Source organism: Pantoea sp., from assembly GCF_028283705.1.
Classification (GTDB): domain Bacteria; phylum Pseudomonadota; class Gammaproteobacteria; order Enterobacterales; family Enterobacteriaceae; genus Pantoea.
The window spans coordinates 199,451-217,397 of record NZ_JAPWKD010000031.1; the positions used below are offsets into that span (position 1 = coordinate 199,451).

The window sequence follows — 17,947 nt, forward strand, 5'->3', positions numbered from 1 at the left end:
CCAGCCCTTTACTATTTATTGGATCAGTTTTTCGAAGAACTCATAAGGAATGCCTGATGATATTTTCCTGGTAAAGACACAGCCCGAAGCTTTGATCCTTTCAAGGTCACTACTATCAAGAATTCTTGGATAATCTGGTCCGGTTGTCCAGTCGATGTATCTCAATGCATCATTCAGCTTATTTTCGTCATGATAATTATCGGTCACACCGATCTCCTTAAGAGCAGTATGAAAGAAAACTTCATCAGAAATAAAAGAATGATGAAACAAATCACGATACCAGTCATTGGCATTAATAAATGCCATTAAAGCCTGTAACGTTTTCTGGTTCAATGAAATCCAGTTAGTCCCTTTGTAAAACTTCGCCACCTTATGCGCATCCTGTTTAAAACGCCTGCTGACATAAAATGGCATAATCAGTCTGAACATTCGAGTCTTCACCTTTTCAGGGAGGCTTTTATCTTTCTTATAGAAATAGTGTGGGTAGTCATACCTGACCCGGAGCAGAGGATCCACATAAGTATTGCGTTTATCCTGATAGTGGATCAAATTCCTCATTTCAATGGAAGATAACAAATCATTGATTTCCTGATTAGTCATACATGGGAGGTCATCTCCCGAAATTAAAAACATATAATCAAAATTAAAGTTTAATGCTTCATTGAAAGTTTTAATCGTCGAGTCAACGAGACTATACCCTCCCCAGGATATATCAACACGATCTCTGACAAAAAAAACATTCTTCGCGGTGAAAACTTCAAATTCATCCATCGAAGACTTAGCATCCACATGGATTAAAATGACATTTTCTTCAAAAGAAGATAAGTAATTCACCGTATATAAAAGTGGATTGGTTATTTTATGGCAAAGAATACAAAATATTTTCTTCATTCTTTACTCTCCTAAAGTTGAAACAGCTCATTTTAATGAATTCAATCAACAGGATAAGCAACACTTCATATCAGGCTACACGAATGTTCTCAGGTTGATATTTCCGGGTTTTGATAAAAGGCTTTTGCGCTATCACGTAGTGATCGTCGGCAACACTGGTCATCACTATGGCTCCGGCACCTATCACCACATTATGGCCGATCTCGATATCATCACCGAGAATACAGGAGTTAACCCCCATCGAGACATTATCACCGATGATAAAGTGCTCGGGGTAGGACAATCGGTTCCCTCCCACGGTACAACATTGTCTGATATTGAAGTTCTTGCCAATAACACACCCGCTATTGATGACAACCGAGTAGGCATGCCAGATAACAAATCCATGGCTAATTTTTGTCCGATATGAGATTTCAATCCCAAACATAAATTCATTAAAAAACTTATGCATGATAACAAAGATCAATGTTATCGGATAAAACACCGCCACACGCCGGGCATGTAAAGATGCCAGCCGATACAGCAATACAACCAGCTTTGACTTGATACCTGGATTCATTTTAATTTCTGACAATGTCAGTTTCATGCTGCGAAAAATATTCATCATTACTCACCTGATCCAGAGTTATAGTTAATCCTGATTTGTTTATTGTTAAGAAAACCAAGCAAATTGATCTGAAATGTTCTAACATGGAGTCTGAAGACAATCCCATTTCTGAAAAAATAGTTGAAGACAGTCAGAGAAATAAGTTCTGTTAATAATTTCGCTATCGCTGCACCGTAGATGCCATAGAACCAAATAAGTGGAAAATTCAAAGCCATACTGGTAAACAGTACCAACAGTGTTTTCTTGGACAAAAATGCATAGCCCGAATACTTCGCGATAAATCGTCCTGACACGGTTCCCAATGCTGACAGCATAGTCGAGCCAAAAATAATCAACAACGGAATATAGGCGTCCTCGTATTTTTCGCCATAGAAATAATCGATGAAGTAGCGACCAAAAAAGAATGACACGATAAAAACAGGTAATGATAAAGCAATAACCGTGATATTAAGCCTGGCCGTTTTGTTTAATGCCTCTTCTTCATCATTTTCTGAAAAAATTGCAGGGAATGCAGAAGTTGTAAAAGCATTGAACACAAATGACCATGCACCTGCAAGAGTGGCCGCAACCGAGAACACCCCGACACTCCCATGACCTTTCATAAATTCCAGCCCCATCATCGAGAGTCGCGTATAGAGTGCAACCGAGATTGAGGAAATAACAAACGCCATACCGGAATAAAAAAGGTATTTTGCATAACGCATCTGATTTCGCCAGACCACCGTTGGCCGGTCAATTTCCAGATGGAAAAGGAACCGACGCAATACAAAAGGTATCAGTCCTGTCAGGATTATCGGTACACATAACCAGACTGGATCCATTTCCAGCCAGGCAATCCCCCAGCGGCAAAGCAGGCTCACCACCAGACCAATCACATTGATCAAGGTGTTCTTTTTTGACTCCAGCTTTGCATCAAAGAACAGGTTATAAACATCCAGCGTGGTGAATAAGCAGGCCAGACAACATGCAAAGACAAAATAGATGCCCTCTTCACCCAATCGCCACCAGGTAAATGCGATGAAGGGAATACAGAGCACAGCAAAAATCAACAACCTGAACCAGGCTGTGGTGAGTGTGATCTTGATTCCCGACTGCTGATTCCTGCTCATCCTTTTGAAAATGATAACATCACTACCCATCTGGGCAACAATTTGCGTTATCTGGAAAATTGAAGTCGCGAACGCGATCTCTCCAAATATCTCTGGCCCTACATATTTTGCTACGAAGGACGTAACGAAAATCAGGCCAAATACAGCTATCAGCTTTTCTGAGATAATCCAGAAAGCATTAGTGACCACTCGCCTGTTCACAGCAATCTCCTGTAAGAGCAAAACTGTTTCACGTCAAAAATAAATATGGTGGGATGGCAAGGCAAAGATTAAATTTTTACTCTATCAACACGATAAAGAAAGTTAAGGAATTTCTCTGGCGCAACCCGGGTAGAAACCCGGACAAGAAAAGCAGCAAGGTTGTTAACTATCGAGACCGTCTTCAGTTGTCTTTTCAGATTAAAGAGAGACGCTTCACTCTTAATGTAGTTAAAACCCCGGCGTTTCTTTAACATGCCAGAGCCAACCCGAACATTCAACAAAATATCTGTTAAATTATGTGTTGTAAAATTCCCTGCGATTATTCTTAACCAGAGATTGTAGTCCTCCATAAATAGATGATGACGATAGCCTCCGACCTGATCAACTACCGATTTTTTAAAAATCACACTCATATGATTGAATGGATTTTTGAGTCTTGAAAAGCGTTTAATATCCGTATGGTTCTCAGGAAGACGTTTAAGTCGCTGCTGGCCGATTTCATCAAACTCAATAACCGCAGCTCCCAGTAAGGCAATTTCAGAATTTTCCTCCATAAACTTCATCTGTCGCTGGAAACGTTCCGGAAGACAGATATCATCCGTATCCATACGCGCGATGTATTCGCAGGAGCAGTGTTTCATGCCTTCGGCCAGTGCCAGTCCTAAACCGATATTTTTTTCCAGTTGTACCCGTTGAACGGAGAGTTTACTTTCCCACCGTGTCACCACTTCCTCCAGTGCATTATCAATAGGGCCATCGATAACCAGAATAATTTCCTTAGGCTGAAGCGTTTGCTGCTCCAGGCTGAGAAAACAACTTTCCAGATTTTCTGGTGTTTCCTTAAAGTATAAGGACATCAATACAGAGAATGGTTGTTGTAACATACGTCACCTTTTGCTGTGTGTAATCAGTAATCAATGCAATCAAATCTCCTGATAAAGTTCGCTATAGCTAAGTGCCATTTTTTTTGCGGAGTAGTTTTTCGAATAATTGTTTTTGGCATTTACTGACAGACTGGCCTTGTCGTTGAAAAAATAGTGCTCATCAAGGCAGTCAATCAGCCCCGATGTTGTTTTATTAAATAAAAACCCACTTTTCTCTTCCCAGGAATTAAGAACTTCTCTATGTGGCTCGATATCTGAACAGATGAATGTCTTACCCGAGGCCATTGACTCAATCAGGGCTAATGGAAGACCTTCCGCGTGAGAGGCTGAAATAAAACAATCAAAATCTTTATACAGTGAATAAGGTTGATCGGTACTACCATGAAAAATAACCTTTTCGTTGTTAAATCTGCTGCGGAGATGTTCTTCATCAGTACCCGAACCAATAATATGCAGTTCAGCGCGCTTCCCCTGGCACCAGGTCTCAAACGCTTCCAGAATTTGCTGAACATTTTTCCTTTTGTTTAGCACACCCAAATAAAAATAATGCACCACATTGCCATGATGCTGATGTTGTAAAGAACGCGGCTGTTCGACACCATTGGGGATGGCAGTCACCTTCTTCATCGCGTGATGACCTACACAATGTTTCATCACCGCATTTGAACAGGCAACTTTGTAGAAATGACGAATCATGAAGCGTCCGACCAGACCTTCAAGCATCCCTTTAACGAACCCTTTGGTCTGCACGAAATCCACTTCAAAATAGTTATGTATGGTGGTGACCTGTGGAACTGAAGCAAACGAGAAATAATTGAAGATATCGGAGACCGTGCAATGACTATGCACAACCGAAAATCCTCCTTTCCGGATAAACTTCAATGCCTGTAAAATGGCCGTTCGTTTGAATATGGTGACTTTCGCTCGTGTAGCAAACTCCCCTTTACGTTCGCCGTCATTAAGAGCCAATACTTCAATGTCATAAAAGTCAGGCAGATTTTTTATTATGGTCAGACATACGTTTACCGGCCCCGCGTTTTTTAAACTCGGGACAATAAAAAGGATCTTGTTTTTCATTTAATGGTGTCTTTTAAAAATTGATAAATTTATCTATGTTTTATCCAGTACCCGTCATAGTCGATATCGTTGAGGTACTTATCAAAATCACTTTCGCTATAACTCAGCAGAAATACCGGGCTTGTCCAGGCGTAGGACCATAACCCCCCCATCGACAACGTCCTTCTCTGGGTATAGATATTGATGACCAGCAAACTTAGCAGGGCAAATACCACCAGAAAATTCCTGAGCAGAATGCGAAATTTTACCGAGTTAATCCCGGCAGAAAACAAATAGATATAGCAAAGCCTGATCGCAAGCAAATATTGAGCAATGTTAAGGTAACGCCCCATTGCCGTGTATGAAATAGACATGATGAAACAGCTGGGAATGAATACATTCAGGAATCTATCGTATCCTTTCAATTCACTTTTACTCAGCAGATAAAAGATCAGAGAAGCAAATCCAAGCAGCCGCGTAATGAGTGCAACAACAATTGTATTGCTATCGTTGGGGGAGGAACTAAAAGAACCGTCAACATACCCTCCCATTGCATAGTCACCAACCCCCATAAAAGAAATGCTGGGCAGAATCGATCGCAATGCAACAGCACTCAACAGACCAAAAAATATGCTCAGCGGAATGACAAATTTCTTTTCAACTCTAACGAAAAGACTTCCTAAAAATACCAGGAATACAAACGCCATGGAAAAGTGCATGAGTATTGAAAGTGCAATAAATAGTCCACATCGTATCTTGCCACGGCTGTAGTAGCTGGTAACCGCATAGATCATAAATACCAGTGAAGTGCCGTAGCGAATGCCCAACACCAGGTTTAAGATATTGAGTGTTGAAAACACAGTAAAATAAGTCAATGCCAGTTTCCCGCAAGATACCGGACGATCTTCTATCCCTGAATTTTTTATCAACGTCACATTTCTGAACGAGGCCAGTAACAAATAACACATCAGTCCGCCATAAAAGGCTGGAATGAAAAAGAACGGGATTTTCAGCAACTGGAATATCCAGCCATTGACATAAAGCAGGACATCAGTATGCACCCCGGCAATATCTGAAAATCTTGTTCCCGGACCATAGGCGCTGATCTCCAGATAGCGCCGGTAAAGATCGCCCAATGGCGGAATCTTAATCAGCAGGAAAAAGTAGAACATCGACATGACAAAAAATGGCAGACGGTTCATTCCCTTTTTATCCAGAGAGAAAAAGGAAAGTGCCAAACCGCCTAATGGAATAGTCATGCTCATTGCTAAGCTCAAAGGCATTAGCTTATTCAGTCTCATAGTCATGAGCTCACCTTACATTATTGTCAGTGATTCTTTATTTCTGGATACCAATAAGCTTTCTGACTTTTTGCTTAGCCAGTATTAGCAGATTGTCAATGCCAGGATAGCTCATAAATTCTTTAAAATTTATCTCATCTTTCCTGTTCTGCTTATCCTGAAAATAGAGAGAATTAAGGTGCTGACGACTCAGATGTGCTTTATGTGTGGTAATAAATTTCTGATATCCCTGCCAGGCCTTACTTCCTGTTGTAATTCTTGGCCGATCATCTTCGATGTTCACCACATAAGTTGCATCATTCATTCTGTAACATGCGCCGTAACGCAAAATCATGCGATACCAGAGATCATAATCCTGCCATGCCGGAAAAGTGGTATCAAAACCACCGATGTTTTTCATCATCACCGTTTTAATAAACACCTGGTTCCCGACCCAGTTTTTAAATCCCATCATATTTAACGTGACATCACCGGTATATTCTTTCCATTTGCGTTCAATATCCCTGTTCTTGAAGATCATATTGGCACAGAGGAATGATTTGTTCAGCCTGCGACTGGCCTCGACAAAGTTAGCGATCCTTTCACTTAAGAAATAATCATCATCATCAAGACCCGTGATAAACTCACCCTGTGCAATTTCAATACAGCGATTGCGGGCATAGCAGGCCCCCATCGGTACATCGTTTTTCAGATAAACGATCCGATTGTCACTCTTTTGCATCTCAGCGATGACGACTGCGGTGTCATCTGATGAACCATCATCACAGATAATAATTTCCAGATTTTTATAAGTCTGGTTTTGCACCGATGCGATTGCGCTTTTAACCAGCGACGAACGGTTATGCGTGGGAATGTAAACTGTGACCAATGGCTGTGCTGTGTGCCTGGCATTCATAATCTTATCTCCATGCATAGAAAATAATATGCATCTTTATTTTCAGATAACGTATTTATAATAAAAATCAACTCGCCTGATTCGTTTAATAACTGCTATTATCCTTTACCAACGGATTCATATGAATATTGGATATCGCTGTAGCTGTAGTAGCCATTGGCGCGGAGTTTTGCACCATTCAGAATAAAGCCATTCACTGTGATGCCGCTGCGCTCAAAACGACGCAGACTAATTTCGATTTCTTTTACTGTATTTTTTGCACAGCGAACCACCATCATCGTCGTTCCGGCGTAGGTACCTATAATTTCCGCATCTGTCACCGCCAGCACCGGAGGCGTATCTATTACCACCAGATCGTAATTTTTCTCGGCCCACCGCATTAACTCGCCAAATCGTTTACTCATCAGGAGTTCGGTGAAACCCTGAGCAACTTTGCCACGAGCGATAAAGTGCAGGCTGTCACTGATTTCGACCGGCAGAACTGCTGAGATCGGATAATCCGCCGCAAGTATTTCCGCTAACCCTGCCTTACCCGGGATATTGAAAATTTGATGTGCAGTCCCCCTGCGTAAATCTGCATCAATCAACAGCACTTTTTTTCCTGTTTGTGCAATTACTGCACTGAAGTTAGTGCTGACGAATGTTTTCCCTGCGCTCGCGCTAGCACCCGAAATCATCAGGATGTTGTTACGTGCTTCAAGCATGGCGAAATACATGTTGGTACGCAGGCTGCGCATTGCTTCAATTGCCAAATCGTCAGGATTTTCACGTAGCAGAAAAGCCGAAGACATTTGGCAGGACTTTTTCCGATTCCTTTTTTCCAGCCATTCCGAATACGGAATACTGGAATACACGGCCATGCCGCGTTGTTCTAACTCATCTGACGATTCCACGGCCTTATTCATCGCTATTCTGATAAAGATCACTGTCGCTGAGACAAAAATTCCCAATAACAGGCCCTGAAAAACAATAATGAGTTTTTGTAGTGACAGTGATTCGGAATCATCAACCGCGCTATCGACAATGCGGACGTTGCCTATCGCGCCGGAAATGGCGACTTTCAGTTCCTGCTGCCTTGCCAGCAAACGCATGTAGATATCATGTTTAGCATCCACGTTCCGCGTCAGGCGCAATATCTCCTGCTGGATAAGGGGCATGCCAGAAATCTTCTCATTCAATTTCGCTTTTGCTGTCAGCAACGTGTTACGTTTTTCCTGCAGGGTCTTATAAGCCGGATGATCTTTGGTATAAAGCTGCGCAATTTCAGACTCGCTGATGGTGAGGTCATTCAGCTGGCTATCAATGGCTACCGACTGGTCAAGAACAGACTGTGCTTCTAACGGCAGATCAACCGTCCCATTGATCTCTCTGGCGGCATTGAGCTTATCTTCATAGTGATCTAAATCACTGCGGACAATCGGCAGTTGCTGATCTAAATACTCCAGGCTTTGACTATCCTGCGCCGCCTGCTCGCTGATATTCTGGCTCAGATAATGCGATGCGATATTATCCAGGATCTTAATGGTTTCACTGCGGCTATTACCTGTCAGTGTCAGAGTCAGCATGCCGCTATTCATGACAGGGTCCAGCACTGTCAGATTACGCATCACCGCGTTGATTGCATTTAGTCGCGAAGTATAAGTTGCGATAAATTGCGCGCCAGGCAAGGCACTAATTCTGTCTGCCAGAATCTTCATCCCCGCCTGACCGGCTACTTTGCCGGTTTCAGCAATGAATGATTTATTATGATAGTCAACCTGATAGTGATGGCTATCAATCACCGTTAATGTTGCCTGGTCAGTTTTATCGTCCGTTGCCCCGGGGAGATAGAGCTGACTTACATCAATTTCACCCCCGGTTTCACCCGTCAGCTGCGCCAGCGCATTACCGATTATCGGTAAACGCTTTGGTTGTACATCGGCCTGCAAATTCAGGTCATCCACTGTCTCACCGATAATCTGTCTTGACTGTAACAGCTTCACATCAATTGAAGAGACCGGCTTACCGTCTGGCATCAGGCTGCTGCGGCTGGCCAGAACAGTGTTGGTCGGTTCGGGTTCAACCTGAATCAGCGCATTTGCCTGGTACGTGGCGGGCAATAGAAAGGCGTAGCCCAAAGCCAGCAGCATAAAACCAGTGGTGATGCCCAGAATCAAATGGCGCGAGTCAAGCAACTCTGCGCAGAGTCGGCTTACCTCAACGCCATCTTCTTCTTCCCTATAAATACTCACAACGGGTTTTGTTGCCATGATTTCATCCTGTTATCTTGCTGCATAATTTACAGGCATAGCCCGCGCCAAATGACAGACAGGCAAATATCTGCAGCAATCTCCAGATTGAGATTTTTCGCAGTAATCGCTGCCAGTGGCGAGTGCGCCATAAAATGAATCAATGCCAGAGAGATTAACAAGGCGGCGTTAAAGTGTATGCGCTGCTGTAAAGTAGTCATATAAAGTAAATCCAATCAATTACATCACTGAATATTTTATTTTACGTATTTGCTGAAAAAATCTTAAAAATGCACAACCCGTTCTTCCGTAAAGGCATCATTAACAATGAATTCATTTCAATAGCGAAAGCGACTGACTTTTACGGATAAGAATCCGTCCCGTATCTTGTCCAGCAAGCGCCATTTACTGGTTAAATCGTGGGATTGCGCCAGTGAATAATTAAGTGTATTAACCACCTGTATTGCTACATCAATCTTTTCCATTTTCAGCAATTCGAGCCGACTAAAAAATCCGGTATCACAACCATTCAGTGTAAAATGGCTGTCGAATACGCTCGTACTTATTGCAGAAAATTTCTCCACCAAAGAGCGATAGATCACCAGACCTAAACCTAATGATTTTACGTTTACTTCAGTATTGATCTTCAGGCCATCACTGGTTTTGCATACCGAATCGTTAATGATGGGATAGTATACTTTCCCATCCAGTCGGCCCCGGATACTCGGTATCTGTAAATCCACACCATTTTCATGATAACGATCCAGTCTTTTTATATATTCTTTGTTCAGAATGCTGTCATCATCAAAGAAAATAAATCGCTCGTACCTTTCACTACCCCTGATGACGTCGTTGCAGACTTCACCGAGCGGCAGGTCACCAATCGACTCTTTAATATCGATACTATTCACAAAAAAGCCCAGCGTATGAATAAAATCTTTATCAAATTGTAGTGGATTAGGTCCCCGGTTGATAATCAGAAGATCCGTATCAGCATAGGTCCTGTTCATCATGCAATTCAGTACGCGTGAGTCTTTGTAATTTTTACCACTTAAAATCACTACGAAGATAGTTTTACGCATAGGAAAACCCTTAACCATTGAGTTTAGCGTTTAAAAGCACTCTCTTAGGACGGCAATTGCATTTACTCACAGCTATCGTCCATTTTTTTCTTCTGCATAGGTGTAGTTATATGGGCTATATCCGTAGACATAATAACTACTCATTTTATTGACCACGCCATTAAGAACGCATCCTTTAATTTCCACCCCTGCACTTGCAAAACGTTTAATGCTGACTTCGACTTCCCTGAGCGTGTTAACCTCAAACCGTGCCACCAGCATCGACGTACCGGCATGGCGTCCAATAATGGCTGCATCAGTGACGGCCAGAATCGGTGCAGTATCAACAAGGACCAGATCATAATTGTTGGATGCCCAGGCTAAAAATCCTTCAAATCTTTTATGAGAGAGCAATTCCGCAGGATTCGGCGGAACACTCCCGCGGGCAATAAAATCGAATGCTGCGCAGGGGATCTTCTTATCTAACTCCGCTGGGTTCACTGCGCCAGTGATAATGTCCGACAATCCCTGCGTGCCCGTATGGTTAAACAGTTTGTGGGCATAACCTTTGCGCATATCTGCATCAACAAATAACACCCTCTTGCCTGACTGAGCCATCACTGCCGCTAAATTACTGGCAATAAATGTCTTACCCGCATTTTGTGTGGGACCAGAGATCATCAGAACATTGTTTCTGGCTTGCATCATGGCAAAGTAAAGGCTGGTACGCAGACTGCGCATGGCTTCAATGGCAATATCAGCAGGATTCTCGATCGCCAGAAATTTGCTCTCTGAAACGGAGTTCTTCCCTTTGAAGCGTTTTGCTTTCCCGCGGTTATTCAGTTTACTGAGCCATTCGGACAGCGGGATACTGGCATAAACGCTAATACCCTGCTCTTCCAGCTGTTCAGGAGAGGCAATTCTGCGGCGCAGCAAAATTTTCAGCACGATTACAAGTAGTGCAAACATCAAACCAAAAACCAGACCGGTGACAACAACCATCAGTTTTTGTGGCTGGACAGGTTTAGGTTGTGTGACGGCAGTGTCAATAATACGCACACTGCCGATGACACTGTTCTTCGATACATCCAGCTCTTGTTGACGATTGATCAGCTGCATGTAAACCGCGCGGCCAGAATCCACATCGCGGCTCAGTCGCTCAACTTCCTGTTGGGTCGCGGGCATTTCGGCGACACGATTATTCAGGTTATCGCGTTCCTGCAATAAGGTCTGACGCTTTTCAAGTAACGTCTTATAGGTTGGATGACCTTTGGTATACAGCTTGGAAATATCAGCTTCAAGGAAAGCAAGCTCATTCAGCTGGCTATCAACATTCACCGTCTGATCAAGCAGGGATTTTGCCTCAAGTGATAAATCCACTGAGTCTTTCTGACTACGGTAATGATTAAGTTTGTCTTCTGCGGTATCGAGATCACTACGCACCTGCGGCAGTTGCTGACTGATAAAATCGAGACTTTGTGAATCCTGGGCCGCTTGCCGGATAACGTTCTGATCTAAATAGTTCTGGGTGATATTGTTGAGGAGCGAACCTGCCCTGTCTTTATCATCACTGCTCAACCTCAGCAGCAGGATCCCGGTATCTTTACCCTGATCCTCCACGCTGAAGGCATCCTGCAGAGTAGCAATCGCGGCCCGGCGTGAGACATATTGAATGGTGAACTGGGTACCCGGTTGAGCATTCATGCTGTCAACATTCAGAGCGATACCATCGCGGGTCACGAGCTTACCCACTTCACCATCAAACTGAATGTTATCCCCCTCAACATGAAAGCGGTTGTTGTCCAAAACCGTCAAGGTCATATGCGGGACATCTTTGCTGGTCCGCGGCATATATAACCGGCTGATACTGAGTTTGCCCGGCACTTCTCCGGTCATTCTTGCCCAGCCACGACCAAATAGCGGAAAATAGTTCTGACTAATAACGGCCTGTAAGTTCAAATCCTCTACGGTTTTTCCGAGGATCATGCGCGATTGCAGCAAAGCCATTTCGGGTTTAGCAACGGACTGCGTATCCGGCAGTATCTGGTTAATACTTTCGAGGATGGCATTACCCTGATTTTTCTCAATCCGAACCATCGCATTTGCCTGATAAACCGGCGTGGCGAATAACGCATAGGTTACCGCAAGCATCGTGGAAACGATTGCCGCGCCAATAATCAATTTACGATGATCAAGCAGCTCACCGTACGCGCGCCCCAAATCGATTTCATCTGATTCGGCGGTGATGATTTTATGTTTGATAGCCGTTATCATGCCATGATTCCTGTGTAATCAGCCAGTGAGCCTTGTTGCCCCACGCTTACAGGCCTGATCGATAAGTTGAAAAACGGTTCGCAAGCTTCCGTGTTTTGGTGCCAGGTATTGATAATGACTTGCTGGCCTAACCCGTGCCTGAATAGCATGATTTTCCCTCTTACCTGAGGCGAACGCGCAACCATCAGCACATCACCAATGCCGAAACGATATCGAATTTTTCTAATTTCATCTTCCAGCGATTGGCTGGAAATCACCGTTTTCGGTTGCAATGACTCTATTAATTTTTGGTACCAATGGAGAGAGGAGATCCGATATTCATCGGTGTCGAATCTGCATCCATTTACTTAATCAGATCTTGACTACTCATGGATAAAACATGTTCAGGAACCAGGGCGCAGGCAGGGAAAATAAAACAGACATCGCGGTATCAGGTAGCCTGCAAGAAAATGTCTTCGTCCTGGTTGGCACTATCTGCCTATTAAGTTCAAAAGAATATAGCCTCTTTCCGAAAATACGAGAAATGCTGACAATGCATACTCAATGACAACCTTATTCCGGTATCTGACTATTCCTTTCTGACGCCTTGATTTACTTTCCATAGCGTAGTTTCCCGATTGATATAATAGCGCCACGCAGAATATTAAAATCTCTAACCTCCGGTTTTTAAAGAAGGATTTTTAGTGATTTTCAATGTTTTTCAGAATCTGGACATAACGTCATAAACAAGCCTGAATATTTTTTTCAGACTCAGATCACTACACATAACGGCTCTTTTAGGCACCACTGCAAGGATATTTGATTTAGTGATTATCTTATAGCGATTGTGAGAAAGAGGTGATAGGCCATGATATGGATGGATACGAAGAATAAAAAAAAGCAGGCTTAAACACTCAAAAAATCATCATAATTACAGAGAGTTACGTCACAGGCATTATAATGACACTCAGGTCAGAACTGTTCGGTAACGTAAGGTCTTCAGATTCCTGCCATGTGGGATTTCATTGCCTTATTACCCCCAATCTAAAGTAACAATCGTCGGTATTACACCCTGGCTTTTCACAACCCTCACGAGGCCCCTCCCATGGCACATTGATAACCATTATTGCAGTTACTTTATTTTCCTTTAATGTTTAATGGTCGGCTTCTGCGATTTATCTTAGTACCAGCGCTTACAGCAAAGCCATTGCCAGATTCTGACCATTTGGGTTACGCGTGATTATTAATGTGTATTCATAACACCCGCATCACATTAATGATTTATTATTAAGTGAGATTTTAATTCAGACCAGTCGTCACTTCCCTGCGTAAAAATAAAATCATCAATTAACATAGAGGCTCGCAGCAACATTGTTATGTGCTGTGAGTAAACCGATGGGCGTGCAGATCACCCCTTATTTAAACAGGGGGTAAACAATATCAGGATCAGAATGCTGACGACAGATCCAGTGAAAAGTATACTCCCGAAGAGCATCATCCCATTCATCGCGGCATCTGACCATAAAACACGACTAACATGCGGACTTATTATAAGGGTGTCATTGCTATTAATCTGATTTATTGAAAATGGACTTCACTATTTTTATATAAACAACCACACTACCCACCAAATAAAATGCGTAAAACAATGAGTGAAAATATATATCCATCTGAATAAATAGCAGCCTATCAGATAAATATACATTTTGTTCATAAGTAAACAACAAAAATAACTATACATATGAGAGACATGAAATGTACTCTAACGCAATATGGATCATGTTAGAAAAATCGGTCAACATTATCGGACTGATATATATCAATTCACTTATGGCGAAGTACATTGGGCCTGAAAACTTTGGGAAAATAAATATTTCAACCTCGCTGTTTATATTCGTGCAAACATTATCATGGTTTGGTGGTCAGAATATTCTATTTAAACGCATGAGTGAGAGAACAAAATCCGGAATCGCAATGGCGATACACACTCAGAACCAACGGCGGGTCCTCTTTCTCCTGTCATCAGGTTCAATTTTAATTTATCTCTACTTATTCACTGATTCAATTGTGTTTTTATTTGGCGTGGCCAATTGCATTGCCACATACTACATCGTGATGGATTTCTTTTCCATTTACAACAACACTCAATTAAAGTCAAAGATCAACACAATAACCAATGTGATTGGGCTGTCTTTTGCGTTATTAATCAGATTCAGCATCTCGCACTTCGAAATGCCGGTTTACTATTTCACAATACCCATTATCATAATCCCCCTCATCCCTTATGTCATGCGCCTGATATATTTTAAATACACGACAAAAATCGAAGACAACAGCAAAGGTGCTGGAGTGTATAACAGGTACATGCTATACACCGGGGGGACGTTAATTTTATCGAGCCTGTCAGTAGACATATACACTCAGATATCGGGTATTTTTTTAACCAGGATACTTTCTTACTCAAACCTGGGGATTTATAGCGTCGCATTAACAATAGGAGGCGCCTGGTCATTCATTGTTTTGGCATTAATCACGAGTTTCTTCTCAAAGATATATAATGAAAAAGACCAGGCAACCATCGATAAGCTACTGATTAAAATCAATCGAATTGTCATCCTGATTTCTCTTATCGCTTTATGCGGATTTTATCTTTTTGGTGATTTTTTTGTACATTTACTATATGGAGATAATTATATAGCTTCAATTAATATCATCCCCATCATAATTATTGCCACAATGTTCTCTGCGTTAGGGACAATTTGTTACAGGTATATAATAAAAGAGTCCGGGTATAGTTACCTGGCTAAGAAAATGTTTTTATGTTGCATATTAACAATACCATTGTCCTGGATGATGATTAGTACATTTGGGATTAATGGCGCTGCCTATTGCTTTTTGATTGTAGAGGTTTTGTCTTGCACTTTACTTAATTATTTCTTCGGAAATAAAACAATCATCAAAATGCACCTTAATATTTTCAATCCAAGGGTATTAAAATGAGAATGATCAAGCAAACAGTTAGATCGGCTCTGCAAATGAGCGCTAACACCTTCCCTGAGTTTTATGCTAAAGCTCACTACTTTATCAGGTTCAAGCGAAAATTAAACTTATCAAACCCCACCAGCTTTAATGAGAAAATTCAATGGCTTAAGTTCAATGAACTTAACAATGATATTTACACGAGATGTGCTGATAAATATAAGGTCAGGGAGTATGTTTCCTCTAAAGGGTGTGGTGAAATCCTTAATGTCCTCTACGGCGTGTATGATAAGCCACAAGATATAGATTACGATGCGTTACCTGAAAAATTTGCACTTAAATGCAACCATGGAGCAGGATATAACATAATATGCAATGATAAATCATCCATGGACGTTGAGAAAACAAACAAAAAACTCACTGAATGGTTAAAACAGGACTACTCGGCAAATTTTGTTGAGCCACAATATAGAAAGATAGAAAGAAAAATCCTATGTGAAAAGTTCATTGAAAATGAACGCGGTGGCTTTCCTGACGATTATAAATTTTACTGTTTCAATGGTAAACCCTACGCGGTAATGGTTTGCGTAGGACGAGACAAAGGAACACCTAAGTTCTATTATTTTGACATGAACTGGAACCCTCTTCCTTTCGAGGACACGATTAAATTAATCAATGAAAATCAGCATCCAAAGATGCCTGATGGTTTTGATATAATGAAAGATTACGCCATTAAATTAGCATCTGATTTTAAGTTTGTCAGGGTTGACTTCTACCTGCTAAATGGCATGGTTATTTTCGGCGAACTGACATTTACCCCTTCAGCGGGACTGGATGTTGCTTTACAGGAAGCAGATAATGTTTTGGGCAGCCAGCTAAAATTATAGTGTGCAAAACGATATAGATACTGACTATTGGAACAGATAACTACGTTACCACTTAGTCTGGCAATAACCACAAGTCGGCAATTCAGCGGTATGCCGCCTTGGTTAGGAATTAAAAGGGATCCACATTCTCCTTTCCTCAGTTCCCGTCACAAAATACCTGCATGAAATACGTTTGAGTCAGGACTGACAGCCTGGTGAGAACGACTACATCTGTATGGCATCTCCTGGTCACGGTTTCATATGGAGTCAGTTAGGGAGCTACGTGTTCAAAATCAGCTGCAATATACACCTGACCCGCACCGCTCCCTCTCAACCACATGACCTGAACGCGACATTTTCACAGTTTTTCCACCAGCGATTTCAATTGCGCAATGACAGCTTCTTTCTCATCTGCGGTATCTCCACCCCTGGACCAGGTTGACTGACGGATAACCAAACGCGTCGGCAACAATTCGCGGATCCTTATCTGCGGAGCCGCCATCTTCTGGATTAACAATTCAACGGCCCGCTTACCCAGCTTATTAAAATTCTGCGCAACGGTCGTGAGCGGCGGCTGAAAATAGAGGCTGTCCGCCGTATCGTCATAGCCGGTGACGGAAACCGCCCTGCTCCCCGTGCGATTCAGTTGCGCCAGTGCGCTTAACACGCCGAGGGCCATCTGGTCGTTCGCCACGACAATCGCGCTGATCCGCGGATACTGATGCAACAATTCGAAGGCCTTGTGCCAGCCGCTGGCCGCACTCCAGTCACCAAAGACCGTCACGGCGTTGCTCACCCCCAGCCGATGCAGCGTTTCACGCCAACTGCTCAGGCGCATGCGTGCCGAAACCGAACTTTCCGGCCCGGCAAGTAGCCCAAACTCCCGATGCCCTAATTCCCACAGGTGGGTTACGCAGGCCCCGCAGCCATCAAGATGATCAAACCGCACGCAGCAAACATCGGTCTCCGGCGAGATATCCAAAAACAGACAGCAAATATCCGGGTTTTCGCTCACCAGCTTTTCGGCAATGCTGCCTTCCAGCGGCAAATTTATAATTACACCGCGAATATTCTGCGCGCGGAACTCATTCAGCCGCGCCTGAAGTGAGGCGTAATCTGCCATTACTGGCATAGCAATCGCCACTTCCAGTTGATGTATACCCGCGTGGCTTTTCACTGCGGCGGCGATTTGCGATGGCGCATGCAAGGTCAAGGACGCGGTAATCAAGCCAATCGACGGTGCGGACTTTCCCGCCAGTAATTGTGCCGAGCGATTTGGCACATAGTGCAACGCCTGCATCGCACGGATGACTTTATCGCGGGTACGTTCAGATACCACATCAGGTTTATTCAATACTCTTGAAACGGTTTGCTCAGACACTCCCGCTGCGCGAGCCACATCTTCTAATGTTGCCGTATGGCGCTGCATCGTCTTCTCCTTTTTTCCTCGACAGTAATGTCGTCCGCTAACATTTTATGTCTAACTGACGACAAAAATCCGCCAATTCCGTCGTGTTTCGTGATCGATAGTGAGTTTCGCCTCCGCCAATATTGTGGATTTAAACAAAATATCTGATAACTCACCCCAACTTGTCTAGCGAATGACATTTCCATTT

General features: G+C 42.8%; 14 protein-coding genes. 2 read left to right on the forward strand and 12 right to left on the reverse strand.

The window, feature by feature from the left end; genetic code table 11:
* Positions 1–15: 15 nt before the first annotated feature.
* The 11 genes from PW844_RS22800 to PW844_RS22850 all read right to left on the reverse strand — a co-directional run bounded on the left by PW844_RS22800 (position 16) and on the right by PW844_RS22850 (position 12,779).
* Positions 16–891: a beta-1,6-N-acetylglucosaminyltransferase gene (locus tag PW844_RS22800; protein WP_299456673.1), complete on the reverse strand. Its 876-nt coding sequence runs from the start codon at positions 889–891 to the stop codon at positions 16–18.
* Positions 892–961: 70 nt separating this feature from the next.
* Positions 962–1,498, reverse strand: coding sequence for a serine acetyltransferase (locus PW844_RS22805; RefSeq protein WP_299456675.1), 537 nt, complete (start codon positions 1,496–1,498; stop codon positions 962–964).
* Complete coding sequence (locus tag PW844_RS22810; RefSeq protein WP_299456677.1) at positions 1,498–2,808, reverse strand: flippase; 1,311 nt, start codon at positions 2,806–2,808, stop codon at positions 1,498–1,500. Before PW844_RS22810 ends, PW844_RS22805 begins: the two co-directional genes overlap by 1 nt.
* 68 nt (positions 2,809–2,876) lie before the next feature.
* On the reverse strand, positions 2,877–3,692 hold the full coding sequence (locus PW844_RS22815; RefSeq protein ID WP_299456680.1) for a glycosyltransferase: 816 nt from the start codon (positions 3,690–3,692) through the stop codon (positions 2,877–2,879).
* 39 nt (positions 3,693–3,731) lie between these two features.
* The gene (locus PW844_RS22820) at positions 3,732–4,769 is read right to left on the reverse strand and encodes a glycosyltransferase family 4 protein (protein WP_299456682.1); all 1,038 of its coding nucleotides are present in this window, start codon (positions 4,767–4,769) and stop codon (positions 3,732–3,734) included.
* A 29-nt stretch (positions 4,770–4,798) separates the two neighbouring features.
* The gene (locus tag PW844_RS22825; RefSeq protein WP_299456684.1) at positions 4,799–6,055 is read right to left on the reverse strand and encodes an EpsG family protein; all 1,257 of its coding nucleotides are present in this window, start codon (positions 6,053–6,055) and stop codon (positions 4,799–4,801) included.
* Positions 6,056–6,086: 31 nt separating this feature from the next.
* Positions 6,087–6,944: a glycosyltransferase gene (locus tag PW844_RS22830; protein ID WP_299456686.1), complete on the reverse strand. Its 858-nt coding sequence runs from the start codon at positions 6,942–6,944 to the stop codon at positions 6,087–6,089.
* 98 nt (positions 6,945–7,042) lie between these two features.
* Positions 7,043–9,193 carry a polysaccharide biosynthesis tyrosine autokinase gene (locus PW844_RS22835; protein ID WP_299456688.1) on the reverse strand — a complete coding sequence of 717 codons (2,151 nt, stop codon included), beginning with the start codon at positions 9,191–9,193 and terminating at the stop codon, positions 7,043–7,045.
* A 317-nt stretch (positions 9,194–9,510) separates the two neighbouring features.
* Entirely contained in the window at positions 9,511–10,254 is a 744-nt protein-coding gene (locus PW844_RS22840) for a hypothetical protein (RefSeq protein ID WP_299456690.1), read from the reverse strand.
* 72 nt (positions 10,255–10,326) lie between these two features.
* Positions 10,327–12,507, reverse strand: coding sequence for a polysaccharide biosynthesis tyrosine autokinase (locus PW844_RS22845; RefSeq protein ID WP_299456692.1), 2,181 nt, complete (start codon positions 12,505–12,507; stop codon positions 10,327–10,329).
* On the reverse strand, positions 12,504–12,779 hold the full coding sequence (locus tag PW844_RS22850) for a hypothetical protein (protein WP_299456693.1): 276 nt from the start codon (positions 12,777–12,779) through the stop codon (positions 12,504–12,506). The genes PW844_RS22845 and PW844_RS22850 overlap by 4 nt, the downstream gene beginning before the upstream one ends.
* Positions 12,780–14,241: 1,462 nt before the next feature.
* On the opposite strand from PW844_RS22850, the gene PW844_RS22855 reads away from it, so the two are divergent.
* Both PW844_RS22855 and PW844_RS22860 read left to right on the forward strand, forming a co-directional pair.
* Positions 14,242–15,486 (forward strand): oligosaccharide flippase family protein, encoded by a 1,245-nt coding sequence (locus PW844_RS22855; RefSeq protein WP_299456694.1) that lies wholly within the window; start codon positions 14,242–14,244, stop codon positions 15,484–15,486.
* Positions 15,483–16,352, forward strand: a complete 870-nt coding sequence (locus PW844_RS22860) for an ATP-grasp fold amidoligase family protein (RefSeq protein WP_299456695.1) — start codon at positions 15,483–15,485, stop codon at positions 16,350–16,352. Before PW844_RS22855 ends, PW844_RS22860 begins: the two co-directional genes overlap by 4 nt.
* Positions 16,353–16,689: 337 nt before the next feature.
* On the opposite strand, the gene PW844_RS22865 is transcribed toward PW844_RS22860, so the two are convergent.
* Positions 16,690–17,760 carry a LacI family DNA-binding transcriptional regulator gene (locus PW844_RS22865; protein ID WP_299456696.1) on the reverse strand — a complete coding sequence of 357 codons (1,071 nt, stop codon included), beginning with the start codon at positions 17,758–17,760 and terminating at the stop codon, positions 16,690–16,692.
* Between the last annotated feature and the right edge of the window lie 187 nt (positions 17,761–17,947).

Bases quoted from the DNA above. Each gene is read 5' to 3' on its own strand.
- PW844_RS22830 (WP_299456686.1), bottom strand. From the start codon at position 6,944: ATGAATGCCAGGCACACAGCACAGCCATTGGTCACAGTTTACATTCCC.
- PW844_RS22820 (WP_299456682.1), bottom strand. From the start codon at position 4,769: ATGAAAAACAAGATCCTTTTTATTGTCCCGAGTTTAAAAAACGCGGGG.
- PW844_RS22860 (WP_299456695.1), top strand. From the start codon at position 15,483: ATGAGAATGATCAAGCAAACAGTTAGATCGGCTCTGCAAATGAGCGCT.
- PW844_RS22865 (WP_299456696.1), bottom strand. From the start codon at position 17,760: ATGCAGCGCCATACGGCAACATTAGAAGATGTGGCTCGCGCAGCGGGA.
- PW844_RS22805 (WP_299456675.1), bottom strand. From the start codon at position 1,498: ATGATGAATATTTTTCGCAGCATGAAACTGACATTGTCAGAAATTAAA.
- PW844_RS22800 (WP_299456673.1), bottom strand. From the start codon at position 891: ATGAAGAAAATATTTTGTATTCTTTGCCATAAAATAACCAATCCACTT.
- PW844_RS22825 (WP_299456684.1), bottom strand. From the start codon at position 6,055: ATGACTATGAGACTGAATAAGCTAATGCCTTTGAGCTTAGCAATGAGC.
- PW844_RS22815 (WP_299456680.1), bottom strand. From the start codon at position 3,692: ATGTTACAACAACCATTCTCTGTATTGATGTCCTTATACTTTAAGGAA.
- PW844_RS22840 (WP_299456690.1), bottom strand. From the start codon at position 10,254: ATGCGTAAAACTATCTTCGTAGTGATTTTAAGTGGTAAAAATTACAAA.
- PW844_RS22845 (WP_299456692.1), bottom strand. From the start codon at position 12,507: ATGATAACGGCTATCAAACATAAAATCATCACCGCCGAATCAGATGAA.
- PW844_RS22835 (WP_299456688.1), bottom strand. From the start codon at position 9,193: ATGGCAACAAAACCCGTTGTGAGTATTTATAGGGAAGAAGAAGATGGC.
- PW844_RS22855 (WP_299456694.1), top strand. From the start codon at position 14,242: ATGTACTCTAACGCAATATGGATCATGTTAGAAAAATCGGTCAACATT.